We start from the raw sequence: 21,697 nt of genomic DNA, 5'->3' as shown, positions 1-21,697 counted from the left end.
GACTCCTCACAGCAGCGTCGACCAATAGTCCCAGAATCGCACCATGATCAGCAGAAACACTCCGGTAAACCATAGCGTGACCAGCGACCACCGCCATTGGTCGAGCAGCCGCGCCGCGGCGCTGTCCCGGCTTTGCAGCGCCGGGCGGAACGCGATGGACGCGAGCACCACCAGCAGGGTAATCGTCATCGCCCAGACCACCATGCAGTACGGGCACAGCGCACCGATCCGGTACAGGCTTTCAAAGATCAGCCAGTGCACGAACACCGCCCCCAGCAGTGTCCCGGCGGTCAGCGCCAGCCAAAACCATTGCGGTATTTGCACTTTCGCCACGGCCAAGACCCCGGTGACCAATACCACGGTGAAAGCCACCATGCCGAGCAACGGATTGGGAAAGCCCAGCAGCGACGCCTGCGGCGTCACCATCACCGAGCCGCACGAGATGATCGGGTTGAGGTTGCAGGACGGCACGTACAACGGGTTGAGCAAAATGTCAATCTTCTCCACCGTCAGCGTCGCCGACGCGGCCAGGCCGATCGCACCGGCGATCAGCACCCACCAGGCAGCCGGCGTCGGTACCGCACGAGTAGTAGCCGGTGCCGGATCTGCGCAGGGCTCGGCGGGTTGGTCCGACACCGCAACGCCTAGGCGGCCGCGGGGGCGACGGCCGTGTCGATGCCCGGTATGTCGCCCACGATGGTCTTGATCTTGGCAACCAGCGCGTCCGGCGTGGACGGGTCGTAGTTCTCGCCGTTGATCTTGACCGTCGGCGTGGCGGTGATGCCCGCGGCCGAGGCCTCCCCACCGACCTTGGCGAGGTACTTTCCGCTGTTGATGCAGTCCGGCACCTTGCCGACGACGCCGGCCTGACGGGCGTATTCGATCAGCTTCGCGTTGTCCGGGAAGTTCGGGCCGCGTTCGTCGGGCTGGATCCCCGTGGAGAACAGCGCGGTGTGGAAGCGCCGGAACGCGTCCATGTTCTCGTCGGCGACACACAGCGCGGCCGCCCCCGCCCGCGAGGAATAGTTCTGGTTCTTGTTGCTGTCCAGGATGGCCACCATCGCGTAGTCCGCCGCGATGGCGCCGGCGTCGATCAACCTGGACACCGTCGGCCCGAAGGTTCGCTCGAAGTTACCGCAGGCCGGGCACAGGAAGTCCTCGTAGAAGGTGATCACGGCCTTGGGGTTGTTCGTGCCCGGTTGGGTGATTAGCTTGCTCGACGTCACCCGGACCGTGTCGCCCTCGCCCGGCACGCCGCCCTTCTTGTCGTGATGCGACGTCACGATGTAGAACACGAGCGCCACGGCGAAGATGACGATGAACGCGGTGCCACCGATCTGTATGAGTCGGCCGGACTTACCGTCGGAGGCCTTCAGGTCGAATCGGGGGGGACGTTTCGATTTGTCGGCCACGGTCCGGAGGTCCTTTGTGTGCTGAGTCGGCTTGCGAGCAGGTCCGTCGGTCGGCCCGGCGCGCGATGGCGCTTCTAGGTTACCGGCGCGGGGCCCCGGGCGGATCAGGCCCGGCTCAGGTGAGCACGCAGCGCCGAGATCAGATCGCTGGTCGCGGCCGCGCTGTCGCCGCCGAGCTGGAACAGGCTGGCGAATCCGTGCGTCAGCGAACCGAGGTAGCGCAGGTCAACCGGAGTGCCGGCCTCCTGTAACGCTGCCGCGTAGCGCTGTCCCTCGTCGCGCAGCGGGTCGAACCCGGCGACGGCGATCAGCGCGGGCGCCAGCCCGGACAGCGACTCGGCGTACGCCGGCGACACCCGGGGATCCGTCAGGTCGATGCCGGTGCCCTTCAGGTATTGGTCGGAGAACCAGTCGATGTCGCGCTTGGTCAGTAAGAAGCCGCGGACGAACAGGCTCAGCGACCGGGTGTAGGCGGTGAAGTCGGTCCGCGGGTACATCAGCCACTGCAGCAGCGGCGCCGGGCCGCCCTCGTCACGGGCGAGCTGGCACACCACGGCGGCCAGGTTGCCGCCGGCGCTGTCGCCGCCGACCGCGACCCGTCCGGGCACCGCGCCGAGTTCGGCGGCGTGCTCGCACGCCCACCGATACGCCGCATAGGCGTCGTCGAGGCCGGCCGGTGCCGGATGCTCGGGAGCCAGCCGATAACCGACCGAAAGCACGTGCACCCCGGCGTCGCGGCTGGTGAGCCGGCACAGCGCGTCGGCGGTGTCGAGGTCGCCCAGCACCCAGCCGCCGCCGTGGTAGAAGACCAGCAGGTCGGTGGCCACGCCGCTGGCGGGACGGTAGTGCCGCGCCGGAATCGGGCCGGCGGGCCCGGGCAGCGTCAGCTCGTCGACCGTGACGTGAATCTGCGGGCCGGGCAGCGCCAGCATTGACTGGCGCAGTTGCGTCCGCGAGGCCGCCGGGTCGCTGTCGACGACCAACCCGTCGATGCCGCCGAGCCGCAGTCCGGACAGCATCAGCTGCAGGGTGGGATCCAGGGTGTTGCCGTCGATGATGATCGCCCGGCCGGCGAACATCACCCGCTTGGCCGGGGTCGGAATCCACGGAATCGCCTTGACACCGACCGTGGTCACTGCGTCCTGCACGCGGTCGGCCCAGCGGGTCGATCCGCGCCGCGCTCCAAGACCCACCTCCGGTGCGCCTGGCAGACTCTGTGTCATGTCCGGTCCCCTCGAACGAAACTCTGAACAAAACCCTGCCCAGAACCCTGCCCAGAAGATAGTCACACTCAACGACGGTCGTGCGATCCCCACCGTAGGGCTCGGCGTCTTCCAGGTTCCCCCGGCGGAGACCGAGCAGGTGGTGAGTGCCGCGCTACGCAGCGGCTACCGGCATATCGACACCGCCGCCGCCTACCGCAATGAACGAGAGACCGGCCGTGCGATTGCCAATTCCGGCGTGCCGCGCGATCAACTCTACGTGGTGACCAAACTGTGGAACGCGGACCAGGGTTACGACAGCACGCTGGCCGCATTCGACGCCAGCATGGACCGGCTCGGGCTGGACTATCTCGACCTGTACCTGATCCATTGGCCGGTTCCCGCGCTGGGAAAGTTCGTCGAGACGTTCAAGGCTTTCGCCCACCTGCGCGATCAGGGCCGCATCCGCTCGATCGGAGTCAGCAATTTCGAGCCCGAGCACCTGATGGTGCTCATCGATGCCACCGGCATGGTGCCCGCGGTCAATCAGGTCGAATTGCATCCGCGGTTCTCCCAAGCGGAATTGCGGAAAGTCCACGCGCAGCACGGGATCGCGACCGAGGCGTGGGCGCCACTGGGCCAGGGCGCGCTGCTGACGCACCCCGGCGTCACCGCCGTCGCCGAAGGTTTGGGACGAACACCGGCCCAGGTGTTGATTAGGTGGCATATACAGCTCGGTAATATCGTGATCCCTAAGTCGGTGAACCCTGCACGGATTGCGAGTAACTTCGACGTGTTCGATTTCGAACTGAGCGCCGATGAAATGGCGTCGATTTCCTCGCTCGACGACGGAACTCGGCTTGGCCCGGATCCGAAAACCTTCAGTTTCACAGGTAGGTGAATGACGTTGACTGGCGACTCGAGCGCCGCCGTACCCTCGATTGCTCTCAATGACGAAAACACGATGCCGGTGCTCGGCCTCGGTGTCGCGGATTTGTCAGAAGAGGAAACCGAGCGCGCCGTCACCGCGGCGCTGGAGGTCGGCTGCCGACTGATCGACACCGCCGCGGCGTACGGCAACGAGGCCGCCGTCGGCCGCGCCATCGCCGCCTCCGGGATCCCCCGCGCGGAGATCTTCGTGACCAGCAAGCTGGCCACCGCCGACCAGGGCTTCAAGGGCGCCGAGGACGCCTGCGTGGCCAGCGTGCAGCGGCTGGGCCTGGACTACGTCGATCTCTACCTGATCCACTGGCCGGCCCCGGCATTGGGCAAGTACGTCGACTCCTTCGGCGGGCTGCTGCAAGCGCGCGGGAAGGGACACACCCGCTCGATCGGTGTCTCCAACTTCACCCAGGAGTACCTGGAGATGGTCATCGACCTGGTCTTCACCACCCCGGCGGTCAACCAGATCGAGCTGCACCCGCTGCTCAACCAGGCCGACATGCGCAAGGTGAACGCTCAGCACAATGTCGTGACGCAGTCCTACACGCCGCTGGCGCTGGGCAAGCTGATGGACAACCCGACGGTGACCTCGGTGGCCGGTGAATACGACAAGACCCCCGCGCAGGTGCTGCTGCGGTGGAACGTGCAACTGGGTAATTCGGTCGTCTTCCGGTCGGCCTCGGCCGAACACATCGCCAAAAACCTGGACGTGTTCGACTTCGAACTGGCCGCCGAGCACATGGACGCGATCAACGCGCTGCACGACGGCACCCGGCTGCGCCCGGACCCGGACACCTACGAGGGCACCTGAGCGGCGTGCGTCATCCTCCCGTCGGGCAGGTCGCCGCGGCCCGCCGCAACACCTCCGCCGACGGCTGGTCCACGGGTAACTGATAGCCGCGCAGTACGGCGATGAACTGCACCGCGTATTGGCAGGCGAACGCCTTGTTCGGCGGCATCCACAGCGCCGGTGGCTGGTCGCCCTTGTCCTGGTTGGCCTGGCCCTGGACGGCCAGCAGGTTGGCCGGGTCGTTGCCGAAGCGCCGTCGTTGCGAGTCCGGCCAGCCGAAAGCGCCCATGTCCCAGGCGTAGGCGAGCGGGACGATGTGGTCGATCTGCACCGATTCCCCGATCTTGGCGCCGCGCCGGAAGTCGATGGTGGTGTTGGTGTACGGGTCGTGCAGGATGCCGGTGGCCACGGCGGTGGGACATCGCTTGATCGACACATAGGTCTTGTCGACCAGGTCGCGGTCGAGGATGTCGTCGCGGGTGTCGCAGCCGTTGTGCCCGCCCGGAGCGTCGTTGTCGTCGTCCCAGGCGTCGCCGAAGGCCGCCCGGCGGTAGTCGTAGCGGTGTGTTCGCTGTGGCAGTACCGCGACACCGGCCAGCACGTCGATGCCGGGCGCGACCGTGGGCACGTCGGCCCGGGCGGTGATCTCGGCGTGTCTGGCCGCCGTGGCATCCAGCGTCTGATAGGCGACCAGCACCGCGAGCACCGCGGCCAGCGACAACCACAGCAGCGTTCGGCGGGTCACGACTTGTCCAAGTATTCGATACGGTCGGTGTTGGTGAATTGTGCTGCCAGCAAATCCAATCCGGGGCGGTCGCTGCTGTGCTCGTAGGCCGTGGTGCAGTACTCGCGCGCGGCTTCGATGTAGGCCAGGTGGTCGGCCAGCGACAGCAGCCGCAGCGCGATCGCCCGCCCGGACTGGTTGCGGCCCAACACATCTCCTTCGCGGCGCTCCTTGAGGTCCAGCTCGGCGAGGGCGAAACCGTCCAGGGTCTCGGCGACGGCGCGCAGCCGCCGGCCGGCCGGCGAGCCCGGTGAGCTCCAGGTGGCCAGCAGGCACAGGCTCGGATGCTCGCCGCGGCCGATACGGCCGCGCAGCTGATGCAGCTGGCTGATCCCGAACCGGTCGGCGTCCAGCACCAGCATCACCGTCGCGTTGGGAACGTCGACGCCGACCTCGATGACGGTGGTGCACACCAGCACATCGATCTGCCCGGTCCGGAAGGCCGCCATCGCGGCGTCCTTCTCCTCGGCGGGCAATCGGCCATGCATCAGTCCCAGGCGCACCGTCGCCAGCTCGCCGGAGCGCAGCCGGGCGAACAGCCCCTCGGCGGTTTCCGTCGGCCGCGCGCCGTCGCCACCCTTCTCCGACTCGTCGGACTCGTCGATGCGGGGCGCCACCACGTAGGCCTGCCGGCCGGCCGCGACCTCCTCGCGGATGCGCTGCCAGGCGCGGTCCAGCCAGGCTGGTTTGTCCTTGACGAAGATGACGTTGCTGGTGATCGGCTGGCGCCCGCGCGGCAGCTCGCGCAGCGTCGAGGTTTCCAGGTCGCCGTAGACCGTCAGCGCGACCGTGCGCGGGATCGGCGTCGCCGTCATCACCAGCAGGTGGGGTGTGATGCCCGCAGGAGCCTTGGTCCGCAACTGGTCTCGTTGCTCCACCCCGAAGCGGTGCTGCTCGTCGACCACCACCATGCCCAGATTGTGAAACTCCACCGAATCCTGCAGCAGCGCGTGCGTGCCGATGACGATGCCGACCTGGCCGCTCGCGATGTCCGCGCGGACCTGGTTTTTCTGCGCGGTGGACATCGATCCGGTCAGCAGCGCGGCCCGGGTCGCGTTATCCGCCCCGCCCAGCTGGCCGGCCATGGCCAGCGGGCCGAGCACGTCGGTGATCGACCGCAGATGTTGTGCGGCAAGGACTTCAGTGGGCGCCAACATCGCGCACTGGTAGCCCGCGTCGACCATCTGCAGCATCGCCAGCACCGCGATGATCGTCTTGCCGGAGCCGACCTCGCCCTGCAGCAGCCGGTTCATCGGCCGGGTCGCTGCGAGCCCGTCGGAAAGCACCGCGAGCGTTGCACGTTGCCCCTCGGTCAGCTCAAAAGGCAAGCGCTGCAACAGTTCTGCGACCAGTCCAGCGGGCCGGGGCGGCGCCGGGGGCCCGGACTGGGACAGCTCGCCGTGCCGGCGCGAGACCAGCGCCCACTGCAGGCCGACGGCTTCGTCGAAACTCAGCCGTTCCCGCGCGCGGCGGCGGTCCGCCTCGTCCTCGGCCAGATGGATGGCGCGCAGCGCCTGGTCTTCGGAGATCAGGCCGTGGGCGGCGATCAGCTCGGCGGGCAGCGGATCCTCGACGGGCTCGAGGACGTCGAGCACTTGACGCACGCAGGCGAAGATGTCCCAGCTCTGCAGTTTGGTGCTGGCCGGATAGATCGGGAAGAAACGACGCTCGAACTCCGACATCAACACCTCGCCGCTGACGGCCTGCGAGGCGTCGGCGATGGATTTGAGTGCCTTGCTGCCGCGGTTGCGCCGCCCCGGCGCGTCGAGCAGGAGAAAGTCCGGGTGGGTCAGCTGCATGACGTTCCGGAAGTATCCGACCTCGCCGGCGAGCATCACCTTGGCGCCCTTGATCAGGTCCTTGCTGAGGTAGTCGGCGTTGAAGAACGTCGCGGTCACCTTGTGACGCCCGGAGCCCACGGTGATGCGCAGGCATTTGCGCTTCGGGTTCTTCTTCATCGGGAACGTGTGGGTGTCGGTGATCGTGTCGACGAGGGTGATGTGCTGGCCCGTTTCCGGGCGGTCGTCGTCGCTGTCCCAGCGCGCGGCGCCCTCGGAGTAGCTGCGCGGGTAGTGGCGCAGCAGGTCGTCGACGGTGCGGATGCCGAACACCTCGTCGAGGGGGTCGGCGGCCTTGGCGCCCAGCACGTAGTCCAGCCGATCACGCAGGGACACCACGGCTACTCGACCCCGATCAGCAGGGCGTCGCCGCGATGCCCGGTGCGGTAGGTCACCAGCTCGGTGCCCGGATGGTGATCGTGCACGTGCTCCTGCAGCACGTCGGTCACCGCCGCGCCGGCCGCCGCGTCCAGGCCGGCGCCGACCAGCACGGTCACCAGATCACCACCGGAGGCCAGCAGCAGGTCCAATAGCCCGATCGCCGCCCGGGTCACGTCGTCGGCGACGATGAGCACCTCGTCGCCGGCAATACCCAGGCCGTCGCCCGGCTGGCAGCGGCCGGCCCAGGTCAGCGCGCTCTCGGTGGCGACGCGCACCGAACCGCAGCGGGCGCTGCCGGCCGCGCGGGCCATCGTGTAGCCATCGTCGACGGCCTGGCGGTCCGTTTCGTGCACGGCCAGCGCGGCCAGGCCCTGCACCATCGACCCCGTCGGTATCGGCACCACGTCGATGCCCCAGCCGATGGCCGCGGTGCAGCCGGCGACCAGCTCCTCGGCGGCCACATACCCGTTGGGCAGCACCATCACCTGGGCGGCCCCGGTGTCGACCACCGCCCGCATCAGCTGGTGGGCGCTGACGGTCGTGGCCTGGTCGCTGCCCCGCCGATCCAGTCGCAGCACATGAGCGCCCTCGCCGGCGAACAGCGCGGCCGCGCCGTCGCCGTCCACCACGGCCACCACCGCCCGCTCCCGGGTCCAGCTGCCCACCGGCAGCCCGACGGCCCCCGAACTCAGCACGGAGATCACGATTCGGCTCGGTTGCCCGGCCGCCAAACCCGCTTCCACCGCCGCGCCGGCGTCGTCGGTATGCACGTGCACCGAGTAGCTACTGGACGACGCGGCCGAATCGGTGGCGATCGCCACCGATTCACCCAGCTCCTCGAGCCGCTGCCGCAATCGGTCCGCGGTGCGTGCATCGCACCCGGACAGCGCGTACATCACCTCGAACTGCGGCGCGGGCCGGTCGGCCGGTTGCGCCCGCGGCGAGGGCTCATAGACCGTGCGGACCGGCGGCGGCGCGGTGACCGTCGAGCGCAACGCATCCAGCAGGACCAGCAGGCCGCGGCCGCCGGCGTCCACGGCACCCGCGTCGGCCAGCACTTCGAGCTGCTCGGGGGTCTTCTCCAGGGCGACGACCGCCGCGTCGCCGGCGGCCGTCACCGCAGCGGCCAAGCCGTCGTCGGCGCATCCCTCGACGGCCTGCGCGGCGGCCCGCAACACCGAGACGATGGTGCCCGGAACCTCCTCACCACCCATCGAGGCGATCACCAGCTCGACCCCGCGCTGCAGCGCCGCGCCGAGCAACGCGGCGTCCAGGTGCGCAAGTTCGCCGCCGGATTCGGCGGCCGCCGTCGCGGTGACGTCGGCGATGCCGCGCAGGATTTGCGACAGGATCACCCCGGAGTTGCCGCGCGCGCCGTTGAGGGCGCCCACCGAGAGGGCTGACGCGGTCCGGGCCACGCAGCCGGGCCCGCCGTCGGCGCCGATCCCCGCATTGGCCTCGGCCAGCGCGGAACGCATCGTGAACAGCATGTTCGCACCGGTATCGGAATCGGCGACCGGGAACACATTGAGGCGGTTGATCTCGTCGATGTGGGTGATCAGGTCGGAGACGGCGGTGTGCGCCCAGTCCCGCAGAGCCGGCGCATCCAGCAGACGATCCGGATTGCCCACGTGACCCCACCTCCTCGAACGATTCGAGCCAGCCGACGGTCTATTGAGCCTAGCCAGCGGCCGCGACAGTGTCGGAGTTCAGCCGACCGTCGGTTGTGCAGCGTTTTGGAGGTTGCCCACCCCTGTCGGTATCCTGGACCGGCCCGGGTAACCTGGGCCGTTCCGGCGCGCGAGCTGACCGTGCCGGATCCCCGAACATTTGAGGAGCTAGAACGATGGCCGCTGTGTGCGAAATCTGCGGGAAAGGCCCCGGCTTCGGCAAGTCGGTGTCGCACTCCCACCGGCGCACCAGCCGGCGCTGGGACCCCAACGTTCAGACCGTGCACGTGGCGGCCCGCCCGGGCGGCAACAAGAAGCGGGTCAACGCGTGCACGTCCTGCATCAAGGTCGGCAAGGTCGTCAGGGGCTAGCCCGGCCACTCGCCTACATCACGATGTGCCCGGCATCCACGGGTATCGACACCCCGGTCACATAGCGTGCCCGGGGACTGACCAGCCACAGCACGGCTTCCGTCACGTCCTGCGCCTCGACCAGCGGCACATCGGGCAGCAACATCTGGGCCACCGCCGGATTCGGGTTCTCCAGCATCCGGCTGACCACGAAGTCGTTGATGATCATCGGTGTCGCAACCCCGGCCGGATGTACCGAGTTGACCCGAATCTTATGCGGCGCATAGGCATTGGCCGCCGACCGCATCAGCCCCACCACACCGTGCTTGGACGCGGCATAGCCGAACATCGCCGCGCTGCCGTCACCGCCGCGGCCGGTCAGGCCCTGTGACGAGCTGACCATCACGATCGATCCGCCGCGCCCCTTGCGGACCATCGACGGCACCGTCGCCAGCAGCGTGTGCCAGACCCCCTTGAGGTTGGTGTCGACGATCGAGGTGAACACCGGCTCGTTGTCCGTCTCGTCGTTGCCGATCGCCACCACCCCGGCGTTGGCGACGACGATGTCGATGTCGCCGAGCTCGTCGATGCCGCCGCGCACCGCGGCCGCCAACTGCTGCAGGTCGCGAACGTCGGCGACGACGGGTGCCGCCCTGCGGCCGGTCGCTTCGACCAGTCGCGCCGTCTCCTCGAGGTCCGCTTTGGTCCCCAGCGGATAGGGAATCGCGTCGATGTCGGCGCAGATGTCCACCGCGATGATGTCGGCGCCCTGTTCGGCGAGCGCCACCGCGTGGCTGCGGCCCTGCCCGCGGGCCGCGCCGGTGATGACGGCGACGGTGTTGTCGAGTTCGCCCATGGCTATACCTCCAGCTGCGTGCCGGTCTGTTCTTCGGCGAAGGCCACCAGGCGGGCGGCCGTGTCGTAGTCGCATGCCAGCGCCGAACGCCCGGCCAGCACCGGGCCACCGCGCAGGCCGAGCCGGCCGCTGACGCCGACGAAGCTGCCCGGCGGCACCGGTTCGCTGATGCAGTACAAGGTGGGCGCCGCGCCTTCGTCGATGTCGTTGGCGAACCGGTCGGCCACCACCGTGACGGCCCTGTGGGCCAGCGACAGCAGCGGGGTCTGCCCGACGTGTGACAGGTTGGAGGCCACCCATCCGGGGTGGGTCAGTTGGCTGACGATCGTCGACCCGGCGGCGCGCAGCCTGCGGTCCAGTTCCAGCCCCCACAACATGACCGCGAACTTCGAGGACGCGTAGCTGCCCAGCCGCGTCCACTTGGTGCGGCGCAGGTGCATGTCGTCGAGGTGCAGGACGGCCGATTTGTGGGCGTCGGAGCCGACGATGATGATCTGCGAACGCACCCTCGGGCGCAGCAGATTGGTCAAGGCGAATGGCCCCAGCAGGTTGGTGCCCAGGGTCGTCTCGAAGCCGTCGACGGTCTCGGTGCGCCGGTCGGTGAGCGTGCCGGCATTGTTGATCAAGATGTCGATGTCGCCGTCGAGCTGATCGGGAAACGCCCGCACCGACGCCAGATCCGACAGATCGAGCTTGAGCACCGACGTGGGGCCGCGCATGTCGGCCGCGCGCTGCTTACCCAGGTCGGTGTTGCGCACGGCCAGCACCACGTGCGCGCCGGCCGCGGCCAGCGCCCGGGCGGTGCCCAGCCCGACGCCGCTGGTCGCCCCGGTCACGACGACCCGTTTGCCGGTCAGGTTGCCGAGCCGGCTCGGCGTCCACGGAATGGCCACGGCGACTAACAGTAATGGGCGGTTCTATGTAAGTCGGGTCAGTTCTGCCAACATGGTCTGCGACACGGCCGACGAGTTGATCCGGGATGGCTTGGCATGAGCGACAGCGCACGAGAAATCACCAACCTGATCTACACCTACGCCGAGTTCCTCGACGGCGGCGATCTGGACGCGGTGGCCGGCCTTTTCACCCACGGCCGCATCTGCGGCGTGGCCGACGGACCGCCGGAGACGGTGTTCGAGGGACCGGCGCGGGTGCGGCAGATGTACGAAATGGCCACCCGGTTCTACGACGACGGCACGCCCAAGACCCGGCACCACACCACCAACGTGCAGCTGTTCATCGACGAGGACGCGGGCACCGCGCGCAGCACGTCGTATTACTGTGTCACGCAAGCAACCCCGGACCTGCCCCTGCAGGTGATCGTCACCGGGCATTACCGGGACACCTTTCACCGCGTCGACGGCGCCTGGTGGTTCGACAGCCGCACCATGTTCGTCGATCAGGTCGGCGACGTCAGCCGGCACCTGAAGTTCTGACCGGGTTTCGGCATGTTGCGCGTAGGCCTGCGACCGGTTTGCTTTGTGCCCCAACATTTTCGGACGAATATAGGAGCGGCTGATGGTTGAACACCCCGTCGCGACGGCCGCCCAACACGAACAGGAACTGGCCGCCCTCGACCTGATCGAGCACCCCACCGTCAAGTCCACCTATCGCAGCGTCGCCGGGACCTGGCTGAGCCGGGCCCGGGCCTCCGCCGCCATGCGCGAACGGTTCGACGACGCGTTCGCCGAGGTGATGTTCTCGGCGGCGATATGGTCGTGCAACCAGGACAAGCTGCGGCCCAAGGTCAGCTGCATCACCCGGCTGGCGCATCCGGTGTCAGGCCGTCAGGTCCCCGGATCACGTTGGGGCATCGACAATCCCGACAGCGTGTACCGGGTCATCCCGATCTGCGGCGACGAACGCTACGAAATCCACGGCCGGGTCGGCACGCACCGCATGACCGAGAACTACTTCACGCTCTGGGACGCGAACATGGGCACCGTCGCCGTGCTCAACGGCCGCACCATGCACGTCGAGTCCGACGGCAGCTTCACCATCACCGTCGACTCCGCACCCGCCGACGGCCGCCCGAACCACGTGCGGAGCTCACCGGCGGCGCACGAGTTCTACATCCGCGACGTGCTGCTGGACTGGGACCGCGACGACCCCAATTACCTTGAGGACAACGACTCGGCGCCACGACGTCGACGATGCGGCCGGCGCGCACGCTCGACGAGCAGGCCGAGGCCACCGCGGCGATGATGGCACACTTCGCGAACTTCACCGGCAAGCTCAGCCACGGCGTGTACAAGATGCCGGCCAACCACTTCGACCTGGCCTGGTCGGCCGACAAAGCGGGAGCGATGCGCAACCAGGTTTACGTGATGGGACGCGTGGACCTCGGGCCGGGCGAGGCGTTCGTCGTCGACGTCAACGACGGTGGCGCGGAGTACTTCACGGTTCCGCTGAGCAACATCTGGGGCACCACGCTCGATCTTGTCGACCGCACCGGCAGCCTGAACAAGGCGCAATCGGTGGCCAACGACGACGGCACCTACACCTACGTGATCTCCCCGGTGGACCCGGGCGGGGCGAATTGGATCGACTCCGACGGCCTGGCCGAGGCCATCCTGACGCTGCGGATGGCGGAGTTCGGCGAGTCCGGTCCCCGCGCAGGTCTCGGCGCGCGCGGCCGGGTCATCGAGCTCGACGATCTGGACCGGGAGGTGCCACACCTGCCGCGGGTCACCGCCCCGCAGCGGGCAACTGAACTGGCCCGTCGACGCGCGGCCTAACTGCGCCGGCTACCGGAAGGGACCAGCTAGCGATGTCGCGCTGGCTGATCACCGGATGCTCCACCGGCTTCGGCCGCGAAATCGCCCGTGCCGCTTTGCAAGCGGGCCATCGCACGGTGGTGACCGCGCGGCGGCCCGAGACGGTGGCCGATCTCGCCGACGAATTCGGCGACCACGCCCTGACCGTGGGGCTCGACGTAACCGACGCGGCCCAGATCGCGGCCGCGGTGTCGGCGGCGCACGACGCGTTCGGCGGGATCGACGTCCTGGTCAACAACGCCGGCCACGGTTACCTGTCCTCGGTCGAGGAGGGCGAGGACGCCGAGGTGCGAAAGCTGTTCGACGTCAACTACTTCGGGGCGGTCGACATGATCAAGGCGGTATTGCCCGAGATGCGCGCCCGCAGGTCGGGACACATCGTCAACATCTCCTCGATGACCGGGCTGGTGGCCAACCCGCCCAACGCCTACTATTCGTCGACCAAGTTCGCGCTCGAGGCGCTCACCGAGGCGCTGGCGACCGAGGTGCGTCCGTTGGGTATCAAGGTGACCGCCATCGAGCCGGGCGCCTTCCGCACCGACTGGGCCACCCGGTCGATGAAGGAATCGGGCCGCCCGATCCCCGATTACGTCGAGGTCGCGGCGCGCAAGGATTTGATCAAGCAGTTCGCCGACCAGCTGCCGGGCGACCCCAAAAAGGTGGCGGCGGCGGTGCTGATGATCACCACGCTCGATGATCCGCCGCTGCGGCTGCTGCTGGGCCGCGACGTGCTGAAAGCCGTGCGGGACAAGATCTCCGCGATGTCGGCGTCGATCGAGGAGTGGAAGGCCGTCACCAAAGACGTCGACTTCCCGGACGTCTAGGCACCGCTCAGGGCAATCGCCAGTCGATCGGTTCGGCACCCATCCCGGTGAGCAACTCGTTGGCGCGGCTGAACGGGCGCGAGCCGAAGAAGCCGCGCGAGGCGGATAGGGGCGACGGGTGCGGCGACTCGATCGCGACACAATTCCCCTCGGCCAGAATGGGTTTGAGCGTCGACGCATCGCGGCCCCACAGGATGGCCACCAGCGGCCGGGACCGGGCCACCAGCGCGCGGATGGCGCACTCGGTGACCGCTTCCCAACCCTTGCCGCGATGCGAGGCGGGATTGCTCGGCCGCACCGTAAGGACCCTGTTCAGCAGCAGCACCCCGCGCTGCGCCCACGGCGTCAAATCGCCGCAGCTGGGTCGCGGGTGGCCCAGGTCGGTTGAATACTCGTCGAAGATGTTGGACAGGCTCCGCGGCAGCGGATGCACATCGGGAGCCACCGAGAAGCTCAGGCCCACCGCGTGCCCGGGGGTCGGGTAGGGATCCTGGCCGACGATCAGCACCCGCACCTGATCAAACGGAAAGGTGAAGGCGCGCAGGACGTTCGGTCCGGCGGGCAGGTAGCGGCGGCCCGCGGCGATTTCCTCTCGCAGGAACTGCCCCATCCGGGTCACCTGGTCGGCGACCGGTTCCAGCGCCGCCGCCCAGCCGGGCTCCACGAGTTCGGGTAACGGACGCGCAGTCATCCCACCACCGTGTCGGTCACGTTGTTATTAAAAAGCACGTCAATCCTGGAACGACTGCCAGCCCGGGTATCCCTGCCACGGCGCGCCGTCGACCAACACCCGGGCCGGGCCGTCGAGCACCCGCCCGATCACGCGCCAGCCCGGCGGCGGCGGACCCGCGAAACATGCCGCCAGAGCGTGATCTTCGCCACCGCCCAGCACCCACGAGAAGGGGTCCTCGGCCACGGCGGCGGCGGCCGCGCGCAGCGCCTCGCGGTCGGGGTCCAGGGCCGCCGTGGATAGGTCGATACCCACACCCGACGCCTCCGCGACGTGCCGCAGGTCGGCGACCAGGCCGTCGGAGACGTCGATCATCGCTTGCGCGCCGTGCGCGGCGGCCACCGCGCCCTGACCATACGGCGGTTCCGGCACCAGATGACGCGACCGCAACGGCTCGAACCCGCTAATACCCTTGTGCCACAACGCATATCCCGCAGCCGAACGCCCCAGCTCACCGGCGACCGCGAGCACGGCCCCGGGCTGGGCACCGGAACGCAGCACCGGGGCCCGGCCGGCCAGGTCGCCCAGCACCGTGACCGAGAGCACCCACTGCGGCGAACTGACCAGGTCACCGCCGGCGATGCCGGCGCCGACTCGCGTTGCCTCTTGCCACATTCCGTCGGCCAGCGCTTCCACTTGCGCGGTCGGCGTGTCTGCGGGCGCGCCGAAGCCGACCACGAACGCCGTGGCCCGGCCGCCCATCGCCTCGACGTCGGCGGCGTTTTGTGCGATGGCCTTGCGGCCGACGTCGTGCGGTGTCGACCAGTCCAGCCGAAAATGCCGGCCGGCCACCAACATGTCGGTCGACACCAGCGCGCGGCCGTCGCCGACGGTCAGCACCGCCGCATCGTCGCCGGGTCCCACCAGCACGGCATCGGGCTGTCGCCGACCGCGCACCAGCCGGTCGATGACGGCGAACTCGCCCAGCCGCCCCAATGTGGACGGCGGCGCGCCGACCACCTCGTCGGGCATGTCCACCTCCTCTGCCGCGTCCGGTGCCCGTCGGCCCCCTCGTCCGGCGGCCCGACCTGCGGTAAGTTTGGTCCCTGCCCGCGCGAGCGGACCGCGCCAGTGTAGAGCGCCGTGGCGATGCGGGCCGCGTGCGGCCCGAGAAAGCGCGAATGCGAGGAAAAACAAAGAGGGGAGGTGGCCGGTCTTCGGCGCGCTGTGTCGACGACGGGCGAGGATGGCGACTTCGGATACCGACGACGTAGCCGGCACCGGCGATCTGGGTGGACCCCCGCGCGGCATGCTGATCGCCGCGGTGGTGATCGCGGTGGTGGCGGTCGGCGTCGTCCTGGGGATCGCGGCCACCCGTCAGGCACCACCGCAACCGGTCGCTCTCCCCGGTGTCCAGGCGCCGCAGGCCGGCAGTCCCGCATGTCGGGCGCTGGCCGCGGTGCTCCCGGACCGGCTCGGCGATTACCAGCGGGCACCGCTGGCCCAACCGGCGCCCGAGGGTGCAACGGCCTGGCGCGCCAAGCCCGACACCGAGCCCGTGGTGCTGCGCTGCGGCCTCGAGCGTCCCATCGGTTTCGTGGTGGGGTCCCCGATTCAGGTGGTCGATCAGGTGCAGTGGTTCGAAGTGGCCGGCGAAGAGCAATCCGCCGGTGACGCAGGCAGATCCACCTGGTACACCGTCGACCGGCCGGTCTATCTGGCGCTCACATTGCCGACGGGGTCCGGGCCGACGCCGATTCAGCAGCTTTCCGAGGTCGTCGCCCGCACCCTCACGGCGGTACCCATCGATCCCGCTCCCGCGGCGCAGCCCTAGCGCAGGCCCACGCCCCGGGCCAACGCCGTTTCGACCATCGTCGCCAGCAGGGTGGGATAGTCCACGCCGCTGGCCGCCCACATCCTCGGGAACATCGAGATCGTGGTGAACCCGGGCATCGTGTTGACCTCGTTGATCACCGGTCCGTCGTCGGTCAGGAAAAAGTCGACGCGGGCCAGGCCCTGGCAGTCGATGGCGTGGAACGCGCGGATCGCCAATTGCCGTACCGCGTCGGCGATGTCGTCGTCGACCTTGGCGGGCACATCCAATTCGGCTGCGTCGTCAAGGTATTTGGTCGCGAAATCGTAGAAGCCGTCCTCGCGGCCGCGCACCCCCGCCACCCGGATCTCTCCGACCGTGCTGGCTTCTATTGTGCCGTCCGGCATTTCGAGCACGCCACACTCCAGCTCGCGTCCGTTGATCGCGGCCTCGACGATCACCTTCGGATCGTGCCGGCGGGCGTCGGCGACCGCGGCGGCCAGCTCGTCCCAGTTCGTCACCCGGTTGACGCCGATCGAGGAACCGCCGCGCGCGGGTTTGACGAACACGGGCAGGCCGAGCCGTTCGCACTCCGGTGGGGCCAGCGTCGGTTGCGACGGGCGCAGCACGGCGTGCGCCCCGACCGGAAGTCCGGCGGCGGCCAGCAGCTTCTTGGTGAACTCCTTGTCCATTCCCACCGCGCTGGACAGCACGCCGGCGCCGACGTAGGGCACCCCCGCCAGTTCGAGCAGGCCTTGGATGGTGCCGTCCTCGCCGTAAGGACCGTGCAGCACGGGGAACACCACGTCGACCGAGCCCAGCACTTCGCCGGCACCGGTCGACAGGGACACCAACTGGCCGCTGCGTCGCGGGTCGGCCGGCAACGCCAACTCGGTCCCCGACTCCACCGTCACCCCGGGCAGTTGCCGGTTGGTGATCGCCAATGCATCCGGATCGCCGTCGGTGAGTACCCACGAGCCTTCGGGGGTGATGCCGATCGCGACGACGTCGAACCGCTGCGGGTCGAGGTTGCGCAAGATGCTGCCCGCGGACACGCACGAGATCGCATGCTCGTTGCTGCGCCCGCCGAACACGATCGCCACGCGCACCCGTTCGGGTGACACAGGGGACCCGCTCGTCCCGTCGCCGGCGTTCACAACCTAAAGAGGCTACCGGGTGAGCCGCACACCGGCCGGGCCGCCGGTCCCCGGGTGGGGGTTATTCCGGCTTGGTGCTGCGACCCAGCAGCAGCGCGATCGCCTGGTCGACCGAGAGGCCCTTGTGACAGACCCGATGCACCGCGTCCGTGAGCGGCATCTCGACGTCGTAGCTGGACGCCAGTGCGAGCACGGATTCACTCGATGTCACGCCCTCGACCACGTGTCCGTCCTTCCCCTTCAGCGCGGACTGGATCGTCGCGCCCCGCCCCAATTGCTCGCCCATCGACCGGTTGCGCGAATGCGGCGACGAGCAGGTGGCCACCAAGTCGCCCACGCCGGCCAGGCCGGCCAGCGTCGCACCCTTGGCGCCCAGCGCGATACCCAGCCGCATGATCTCCGCCAGGCCGCGGGTGATGATCGCGGCGACGGTGTTTTCGCCCAACCCCACGCCGACGGCCATGCCGCAGGCCAGAGCGATGACGTTCTTGCAGGCACCACCGATCTCGGTGCCGATGACGTCGCTGTTGGTGTAGGGGCGGAAGTAGCCGGTGTTGAGCATCCGCTGCAGGGCGACGGCGCGCCCGGAGTCGCTGCACGCCACGACGGTGGCGGCGGGCTGGCACGCGGCGATCTCACTGGCCAGGTTGGGCCCGGAGATCACCGCGACCTGCGCGGGGTCGACGCCGGTCACCGAGACGATGACCTGGCTCATCCGCATCAGCGTGTCCAGTTCGATGCCCTTGGCCAGGCTCACCAGCGTCGCCCCGTCGACGATCAGCGGGGCCCACCGCTCGAGATTGCCGCGCAGCGTCTGCGCCGGTACGCCCAACAGCACCGTGGTGACGCCGTCCAGCGCGTCGGCGGCGTCGGTGGTGGCGCGGATGCGCGACGGCAGCAGGGTGCCGGGCAGATAGGTCGGGTTGTAGTGGGTGGCGTTGATCTGCTCGGCCACGTCGGGCCGCCGCGCCCACAGCCGGATCTCGGCGCCCGGCGCCCTGGCCTCTTCGGGGGTTGCCTCAAGGACCTCGGCAAGCACCTTCGCCAGTGCCGTGCCCCATGCTCCGGCGCCCATCACCGCAACGGTGCCCGCTGTGCTGGCCATGTCCCCAATCCCGATCTGTCCCGACGCCGCATCCGCGGCCGCTACACCCTAGACCAGCCCGCCGGCGTCGTCACCATGATGCGCGCGCCGATGCTCCCGAGTGCATCGCGCGGCGGCGCTGGCAGGATTGACGCCATGAGCGGCACACGGGCCGACGGTGCCGGCGACATCGCGCTGATCATCGCCGTCAAGCGGTTGACCGCCGCCAAGACCAGGCTGGCCCCGGTGTTCTCGGCGCGGACCCGGGAGACCGTGGTGCTGGCCATGCTGGTGGACACCGTGACGGCCGCGGCGCGGGTCGACTCGGTGGGTTCGATCACCGTCGTCACACCCGACGAGGCCGCCGCCGCCGCGGTGGCACAGCTGGGCGCGCACGTGCTCAGCGACCCGACCCCGCAGGGCCATCCCGATCCGCTCAACCATGCGATCGCCACCGCCGAGCGATCCGTCGCCGGATCATTCGCCAATGTTATTGCGCTACAAGGAGATTTACCCGCGCTGCAATCCCAGGAGCTGGCCGGCGCCATCGCCGCAGCGCGCCAGCACCGGCGCAGCTTTGTCGCCGACCGGCTGGCGACGGGCACCGCGGCGCTGTGCGCCTTCGGCGGGGCGCTGCAGCCGCAGTTCGGTTCGGATTCCGCGGCGCGCCATCGTCGTTCGGGCGCCATCGAGTTGACTGGGCCGTGGCCGGGACTGCGCTGCGACGTCGACACCCCCGCCGACCTGGCCGCCGCCCGCCGCCTGGGCGTCGGACCGGCAACCGCCCGCGCCATCTCGCAGCACTGAGAGCGACGGTGTAGCAAACCTGTCCGTGCGATGAACGCCGCACCAACGACGGATGGATGTCTACCATGCGCTAGCAGCACCGGCGGGTGATGCGCCATGATTTCAGGGTGACCGAAACCGAAGCCCAAGCACGTCTCGACGAAACCGTGTGGCAACCTTCCGAAAGCGCGGTCGGAGCGCCGCCAGCGACGACCCAGGCCGCAATCGACGACGCACTGCCGGAGGATCGGTACCTCAACCGCGAACTGAGCTGGCTGGACTTCAACGCGCGGGTGTTGTCCCTGGCCGCTGACACCTCGCTGCCGTTGCTGGAACGAGCCAAGTTTCTGGCCATCTTCGCGTCCAACCTCGACGAGTTCTACATGGTCCGGGTGGCAGGGCTCAAGCGCCGCGACGAGATGGGGCTGTCGGTCCGCTCGGCGGACGGTTTGACGCCGCGCGAGCAGCTGGCCCGCATCGGCGAGCAGACCCAGCGGATCGCGACTCGGCATGCCCGGGTGTTCCTCGACGCCGTGCGACCCGCGCTGGCGCAGGAAGGCATTTATATAGTCACCTGGGCGGATTTGGATCAGGCTGAACGAGACCAACTCTCGGTCTACTTCACCGAGCAGGTCTTCCCGGTGCTGACCCCGCTGGCCGTCGACCCGGCTCACCCGTTCCCGTTCGTCAGCGGGTTGAGCCTGAATCTGGCGGTCACCGTCAAGGACGACGGCGGCCAGCACTTCGCCCGAGTCAAGGTTCCCGACAACGTCGATCGTTTCGTGGAACTCGAAGAACTCGAAGGACGAAGTGACGGCGACGGAAGCGACGGGCACGCCGTCATCCGTTACCTGCCGATGGAAGAGCTGATCGCCGCATTCCTCCCGGTTCTCTTCCCGGGCATGGAAATCGTGGAGCACCACGCGTTCCGCATCACTCGTAACGCCGACTACGAGGTCGAAGAGGATCGCGACGAAGACTTGCTGCAGGCACTCGAGCGGGAACTGGCCCGCCGACGCTTCGGGTCGCCGGTACGGCTGGAGATCGCCGATGACATGACCGAGAGCATGCTGGAGCTGCTGCTGCGCGAGCTCGACGTGAATCCCGGTGACGTCATTGAGGTTCCCGGCCTGCTCGACCTGTCGTCGCTGTGGCAGATCTACGGCGTCGACCGGCCGGCGCTCAAAGACCGCGCCTGGGTCCCGGCCACCAGTCCCGCCTTCGCGGATCGGGAGACACCCAAGAGCATCTTCGCGACCCTGCGCGAAGGCGATGTGCTGCTTCATCATCCGTACGAGTCGTTCTCCACGAGTGTGCAGCGATTCATCGAACAGGCGGCCGCCGACCCGAACGTGCTCGCCATCAAGCAGACGCTGTATCGCACGTCCGGTGATTCGCCTATCGTGCGGGCGCTGATCGCCGCGGCCGAGGCCGGCAAGCAGGTGGTGGCGCTGGTGGAGATCAAGGCGCGGTTCGACGAGCAGGCCAACATCCGCTGGGCGCGAACGCTGGAGCAGGCGGGCGTGCACGTGGTCTACGGGTACGTCGGACTCAAGACGCACTGCAAGACCTGCCTGGTGGTGCGGCGCGAAGGTTCCACGATCCGGCGCTACTGCCATATCGGAACCGGCAATTACAACGGCAAGACGGCGCGCCTGTACGAGGATGTCGGTCTGCTCACCGCCGCACCGGACATCGGCGCCGACCTGACGGACCTGTTCAATTCGCTCACCGGATATTCGCGCAAGGTGTCCTACCGCAATCTCTTGGTTGCCCCACACGGGATTCGGACCGGGATCATCGAGCGCGTCAACCGCGAGATCGAGGCGCACCGCGCGCACGGTGGCGGCCGCATCCGGATGAAGATGAATGCATTGGTCGACGAGCAGGTCATCGATGCGCTGTATCGCGCGTCGCGGGCCGGTGTGCAGATCGAAGTCGTGGTGCGCGGCATCTGTGCTTTGCGGCCGGGCGTGGAAGGCTTCTCGGAGAACATTTCCGTGCGGTCGATTCTCGGGCGATTCCTCGAGCACTCGCGCATCATGCATTTCGGTGCAATCAACGAGTTCTGGCTCGGCAGCGCGGACATGATGCATCGCAATCTCGACCGGCGCGTCGAGGTCCTGGTTCAGGTCAAGGACCCGAAGCTGACGGCGTATCTGAACGATTTGTTCGAGTCGGCGCTGGACCCCGCGACGCGATGCTGGGAACTCGAGGCCGGCGGCAAGTGGATCGCGGCGCCTCGAGACGGCCACACCGTCCGCGATCACCAGGAGTCACTCATGGAGCGGCACCGCAGCGCCTGACGTCGTGTGGTAACTTTCCAGGCCATGTCCATGGCCGGCGGTGCTGGCCGAATTGACC

The 21,697-nt window shown here is 68.6% G+C and carries 20 protein-coding genes and 1 pseudogene; 9 read left to right on the top strand and 12 right to left on the bottom strand.

Annotated features, from left to right (window positions below):
- Positions 1 to 6 precede the first annotated feature (6 nt).
- The 3 genes from AWC25_RS19350 to AWC25_RS19340 all read right to left on the bottom strand — a co-directional run bounded on the left by AWC25_RS19350 (position 7) and on the right by AWC25_RS19340 (position 2,635).
- Positions 7 to 636: a vitamin K epoxide reductase family protein gene (locus AWC25_RS19350; protein ID WP_085167291.1), complete on the bottom strand. Its 630-nt coding sequence runs from the start codon at positions 634 to 636 to the stop codon at positions 7 to 9.
- A gap of 8 nt (positions 637 to 644) precedes the next feature.
- Positions 645 to 1,412: a DsbA family protein gene (locus AWC25_RS19345; RefSeq protein WP_069398585.1), complete on the bottom strand. Its 768-nt coding sequence runs from the start codon at positions 1,410 to 1,412 to the stop codon at positions 645 to 647.
- Between the two features lie 104 nt (positions 1,413 to 1,516).
- A complete protein-coding gene (locus tag AWC25_RS19340; RefSeq protein WP_069398584.1) occupies positions 1,517 to 2,635 on the bottom strand; it encodes an alpha/beta hydrolase in 1,119 nt (372 codons plus the stop codon).
- Between AWC25_RS19340 and AWC25_RS19335 the strand changes: the two genes are divergently transcribed.
- A complete protein-coding gene (locus AWC25_RS19335) occupies positions 2,634 to 3,515 on the top strand; it encodes an aldo/keto reductase (protein ID WP_085167290.1) in 882 nt (293 codons plus the stop codon). The two genes, AWC25_RS19340 and AWC25_RS19335, sit on opposite strands and share 2 nt — an antisense overlap.
- Before the next feature lie 6 nt (positions 3,516 to 3,521).
- Entirely contained in the window at positions 3,522 to 4,367 is an 846-nt protein-coding gene (locus AWC25_RS19330; RefSeq protein ID WP_169717150.1) for an aldo/keto reductase, read from the top strand.
- Between the two features lie 10 nt (positions 4,368 to 4,377).
- On the opposite strand, the gene AWC25_RS19325 is transcribed toward AWC25_RS19330, so the two are convergent.
- From AWC25_RS19325 to AWC25_RS19315, 3 genes are read right to left on the bottom strand one after another with little or no spacing between them, the layout of a single operon-like run.
- On the bottom strand, positions 4,378 to 5,091 hold the full coding sequence (locus tag AWC25_RS19325) for an HNH endonuclease family protein (protein ID WP_069398581.1): 714 nt from the start codon (positions 5,089 to 5,091) through the stop codon (positions 4,378 to 4,380).
- Complete coding sequence (gene recG / locus AWC25_RS19320; RefSeq protein ID WP_085167289.1) at positions 5,088 to 7,307, bottom strand: ATP-dependent DNA helicase RecG; 2,220 nt, start codon at positions 7,305 to 7,307, stop codon at positions 5,088 to 5,090. The genes AWC25_RS19325 and recG overlap by 4 nt, the downstream gene beginning before the upstream one ends.
- A gap of 2 nt (positions 7,308 to 7,309) precedes the next feature.
- The gene (locus AWC25_RS19315; RefSeq protein WP_069398579.1) at positions 7,310 to 8,980 is read right to left on the bottom strand and encodes a DAK2 domain-containing protein; all 1,671 of its coding nucleotides are present in this window, start codon (positions 8,978 to 8,980) and stop codon (positions 7,310 to 7,312) included.
- A 215-nt stretch (positions 8,981 to 9,195) separates the two neighbouring features.
- Here AWC25_RS19315 and rpmB point away from each other — a divergent pair, with 215 nt between their 5' ends.
- Positions 9,196 to 9,390 carry a 50S ribosomal protein L28 gene (rpmB, locus tag AWC25_RS19310; RefSeq protein ID WP_085167288.1) on the top strand — a complete coding sequence of 65 codons (195 nt, stop codon included), beginning with the start codon at positions 9,196 to 9,198 and terminating at the stop codon, positions 9,388 to 9,390.
- Positions 9,391 to 9,403: 13 nt separating this feature from the next.
- Here rpmB and AWC25_RS19305 read toward each other — a convergent pair whose 3' ends face one another.
- On the bottom strand, positions 9,404 to 10,225 hold the full coding sequence (locus AWC25_RS19305; protein WP_085167287.1) for a mycofactocin-coupled SDR family oxidoreductase: 822 nt from the start codon (positions 10,223 to 10,225) through the stop codon (positions 9,404 to 9,406).
- A gap of 2 nt (positions 10,226 to 10,227) precedes the next feature.
- Positions 10,228 to 11,118 (bottom strand): SDR family NAD(P)-dependent oxidoreductase, encoded by an 891-nt coding sequence (locus AWC25_RS19300; RefSeq protein WP_085167286.1) that lies wholly within the window; start codon positions 11,116 to 11,118, stop codon positions 10,228 to 10,230.
- Positions 11,119 to 11,214: 96 nt separating this feature from the next.
- On the opposite strand from AWC25_RS19300, the gene AWC25_RS19295 reads away from it, so the two are divergent.
- The 3 genes and pseudogenes from AWC25_RS19295 (at position 11,215) to AWC25_RS19285 (ending at position 13,823) form a co-directional block, all read left to right on the top strand.
- Positions 11,215 to 11,658, top strand: a complete 444-nt coding sequence (locus tag AWC25_RS19295) for a nuclear transport factor 2 family protein (RefSeq protein WP_085167285.1) — start codon at positions 11,215 to 11,217, stop codon at positions 11,656 to 11,658.
- An 82-nt stretch (positions 11,659 to 11,740) separates the two neighbouring features.
- A pseudogene (locus AWC25_RS27765) lies at positions 11,741 to 12,960 on the top strand (hypothetical protein).
- Between the two features lie 32 nt (positions 12,961 to 12,992).
- Positions 12,993 to 13,823, top strand: coding sequence for an oxidoreductase (locus tag AWC25_RS19285; protein ID WP_085167284.1), 831 nt, complete (start codon positions 12,993 to 12,995; stop codon positions 13,821 to 13,823).
- Positions 13,824 to 13,830: 7 nt separating this feature from the next.
- On the opposite strand, the gene AWC25_RS19280 is transcribed toward AWC25_RS19285, so the two are convergent.
- The gene (locus tag AWC25_RS19280) at positions 13,831 to 14,514 is read right to left on the bottom strand and encodes a uracil-DNA glycosylase (RefSeq protein ID WP_069398574.1); all 684 of its coding nucleotides are present in this window, start codon (positions 14,512 to 14,514) and stop codon (positions 13,831 to 13,833) included.
- 39 nt (positions 14,515 to 14,553) lie between these two features.
- Positions 14,554 to 15,525 carry a thiamine-phosphate kinase gene (locus AWC25_RS19275; RefSeq protein ID WP_069398713.1) on the bottom strand — a complete coding sequence of 324 codons (972 nt, stop codon included), beginning with the start codon at positions 15,523 to 15,525 and terminating at the stop codon, positions 14,554 to 14,556.
- A 214-nt stretch (positions 15,526 to 15,739) separates the two neighbouring features.
- Here AWC25_RS19275 and AWC25_RS19270 point away from each other — a divergent pair, with 214 nt between their 5' ends.
- A complete protein-coding gene (locus AWC25_RS19270) occupies positions 15,740 to 16,327 on the top strand; it encodes a DUF3515 domain-containing protein (RefSeq protein ID WP_069398573.1) in 588 nt (195 codons plus the stop codon).
- On the opposite strand, the gene AWC25_RS19265 is transcribed toward AWC25_RS19270, so the two are convergent.
- On the bottom strand, positions 16,324 to 17,430 hold the full coding sequence (locus AWC25_RS19265; protein ID WP_084229118.1) for a D-alanine--D-alanine ligase family protein: 1,107 nt from the start codon (positions 17,428 to 17,430) through the stop codon (positions 16,324 to 16,326). The two genes, AWC25_RS19270 and AWC25_RS19265, sit on opposite strands and share 4 nt — an antisense overlap.
- Positions 17,431 to 17,524: 94 nt before the next feature.
- Positions 17,525 to 18,568 carry an NAD(P)H-dependent glycerol-3-phosphate dehydrogenase gene (locus AWC25_RS19260; protein WP_069398571.1) on the bottom strand — a complete coding sequence of 348 codons (1,044 nt, stop codon included), beginning with the start codon at positions 18,566 to 18,568 and terminating at the stop codon, positions 17,525 to 17,527.
- Between the two features lie 135 nt (positions 18,569 to 18,703).
- Between AWC25_RS19260 and cofC the strand changes: the two genes are divergently transcribed.
- Together cofC and AWC25_RS19250 are read left to right on the top strand one after the other, a co-directional pair.
- A complete protein-coding gene (gene cofC / locus AWC25_RS19255) occupies positions 18,704 to 19,354 on the top strand; it encodes a 2-phospho-L-lactate guanylyltransferase (RefSeq protein ID WP_069398570.1) in 651 nt (216 codons plus the stop codon).
- A gap of 89 nt (positions 19,355 to 19,443) precedes the next feature.
- Positions 19,444 to 21,639 carry an RNA degradosome polyphosphate kinase gene (locus AWC25_RS19250; protein WP_276048584.1) on the top strand — a complete coding sequence of 732 codons (2,196 nt, stop codon included), beginning with the start codon at positions 19,444 to 19,446 and terminating at the stop codon, positions 21,637 to 21,639.
- Positions 21,640 to 21,697 lie beyond the last annotated feature (58 nt).

The sequence above is a fragment of the Mycobacterium sherrisii genome, from assembly GCF_002102355.1.
GTDB lineage: Bacteria > Actinomycetota > Actinomycetes > Mycobacteriales > Mycobacteriaceae > Mycobacterium > Mycobacterium sherrisii.
This window is presented reverse-complemented; position numbering and strand designations above follow the sequence as displayed.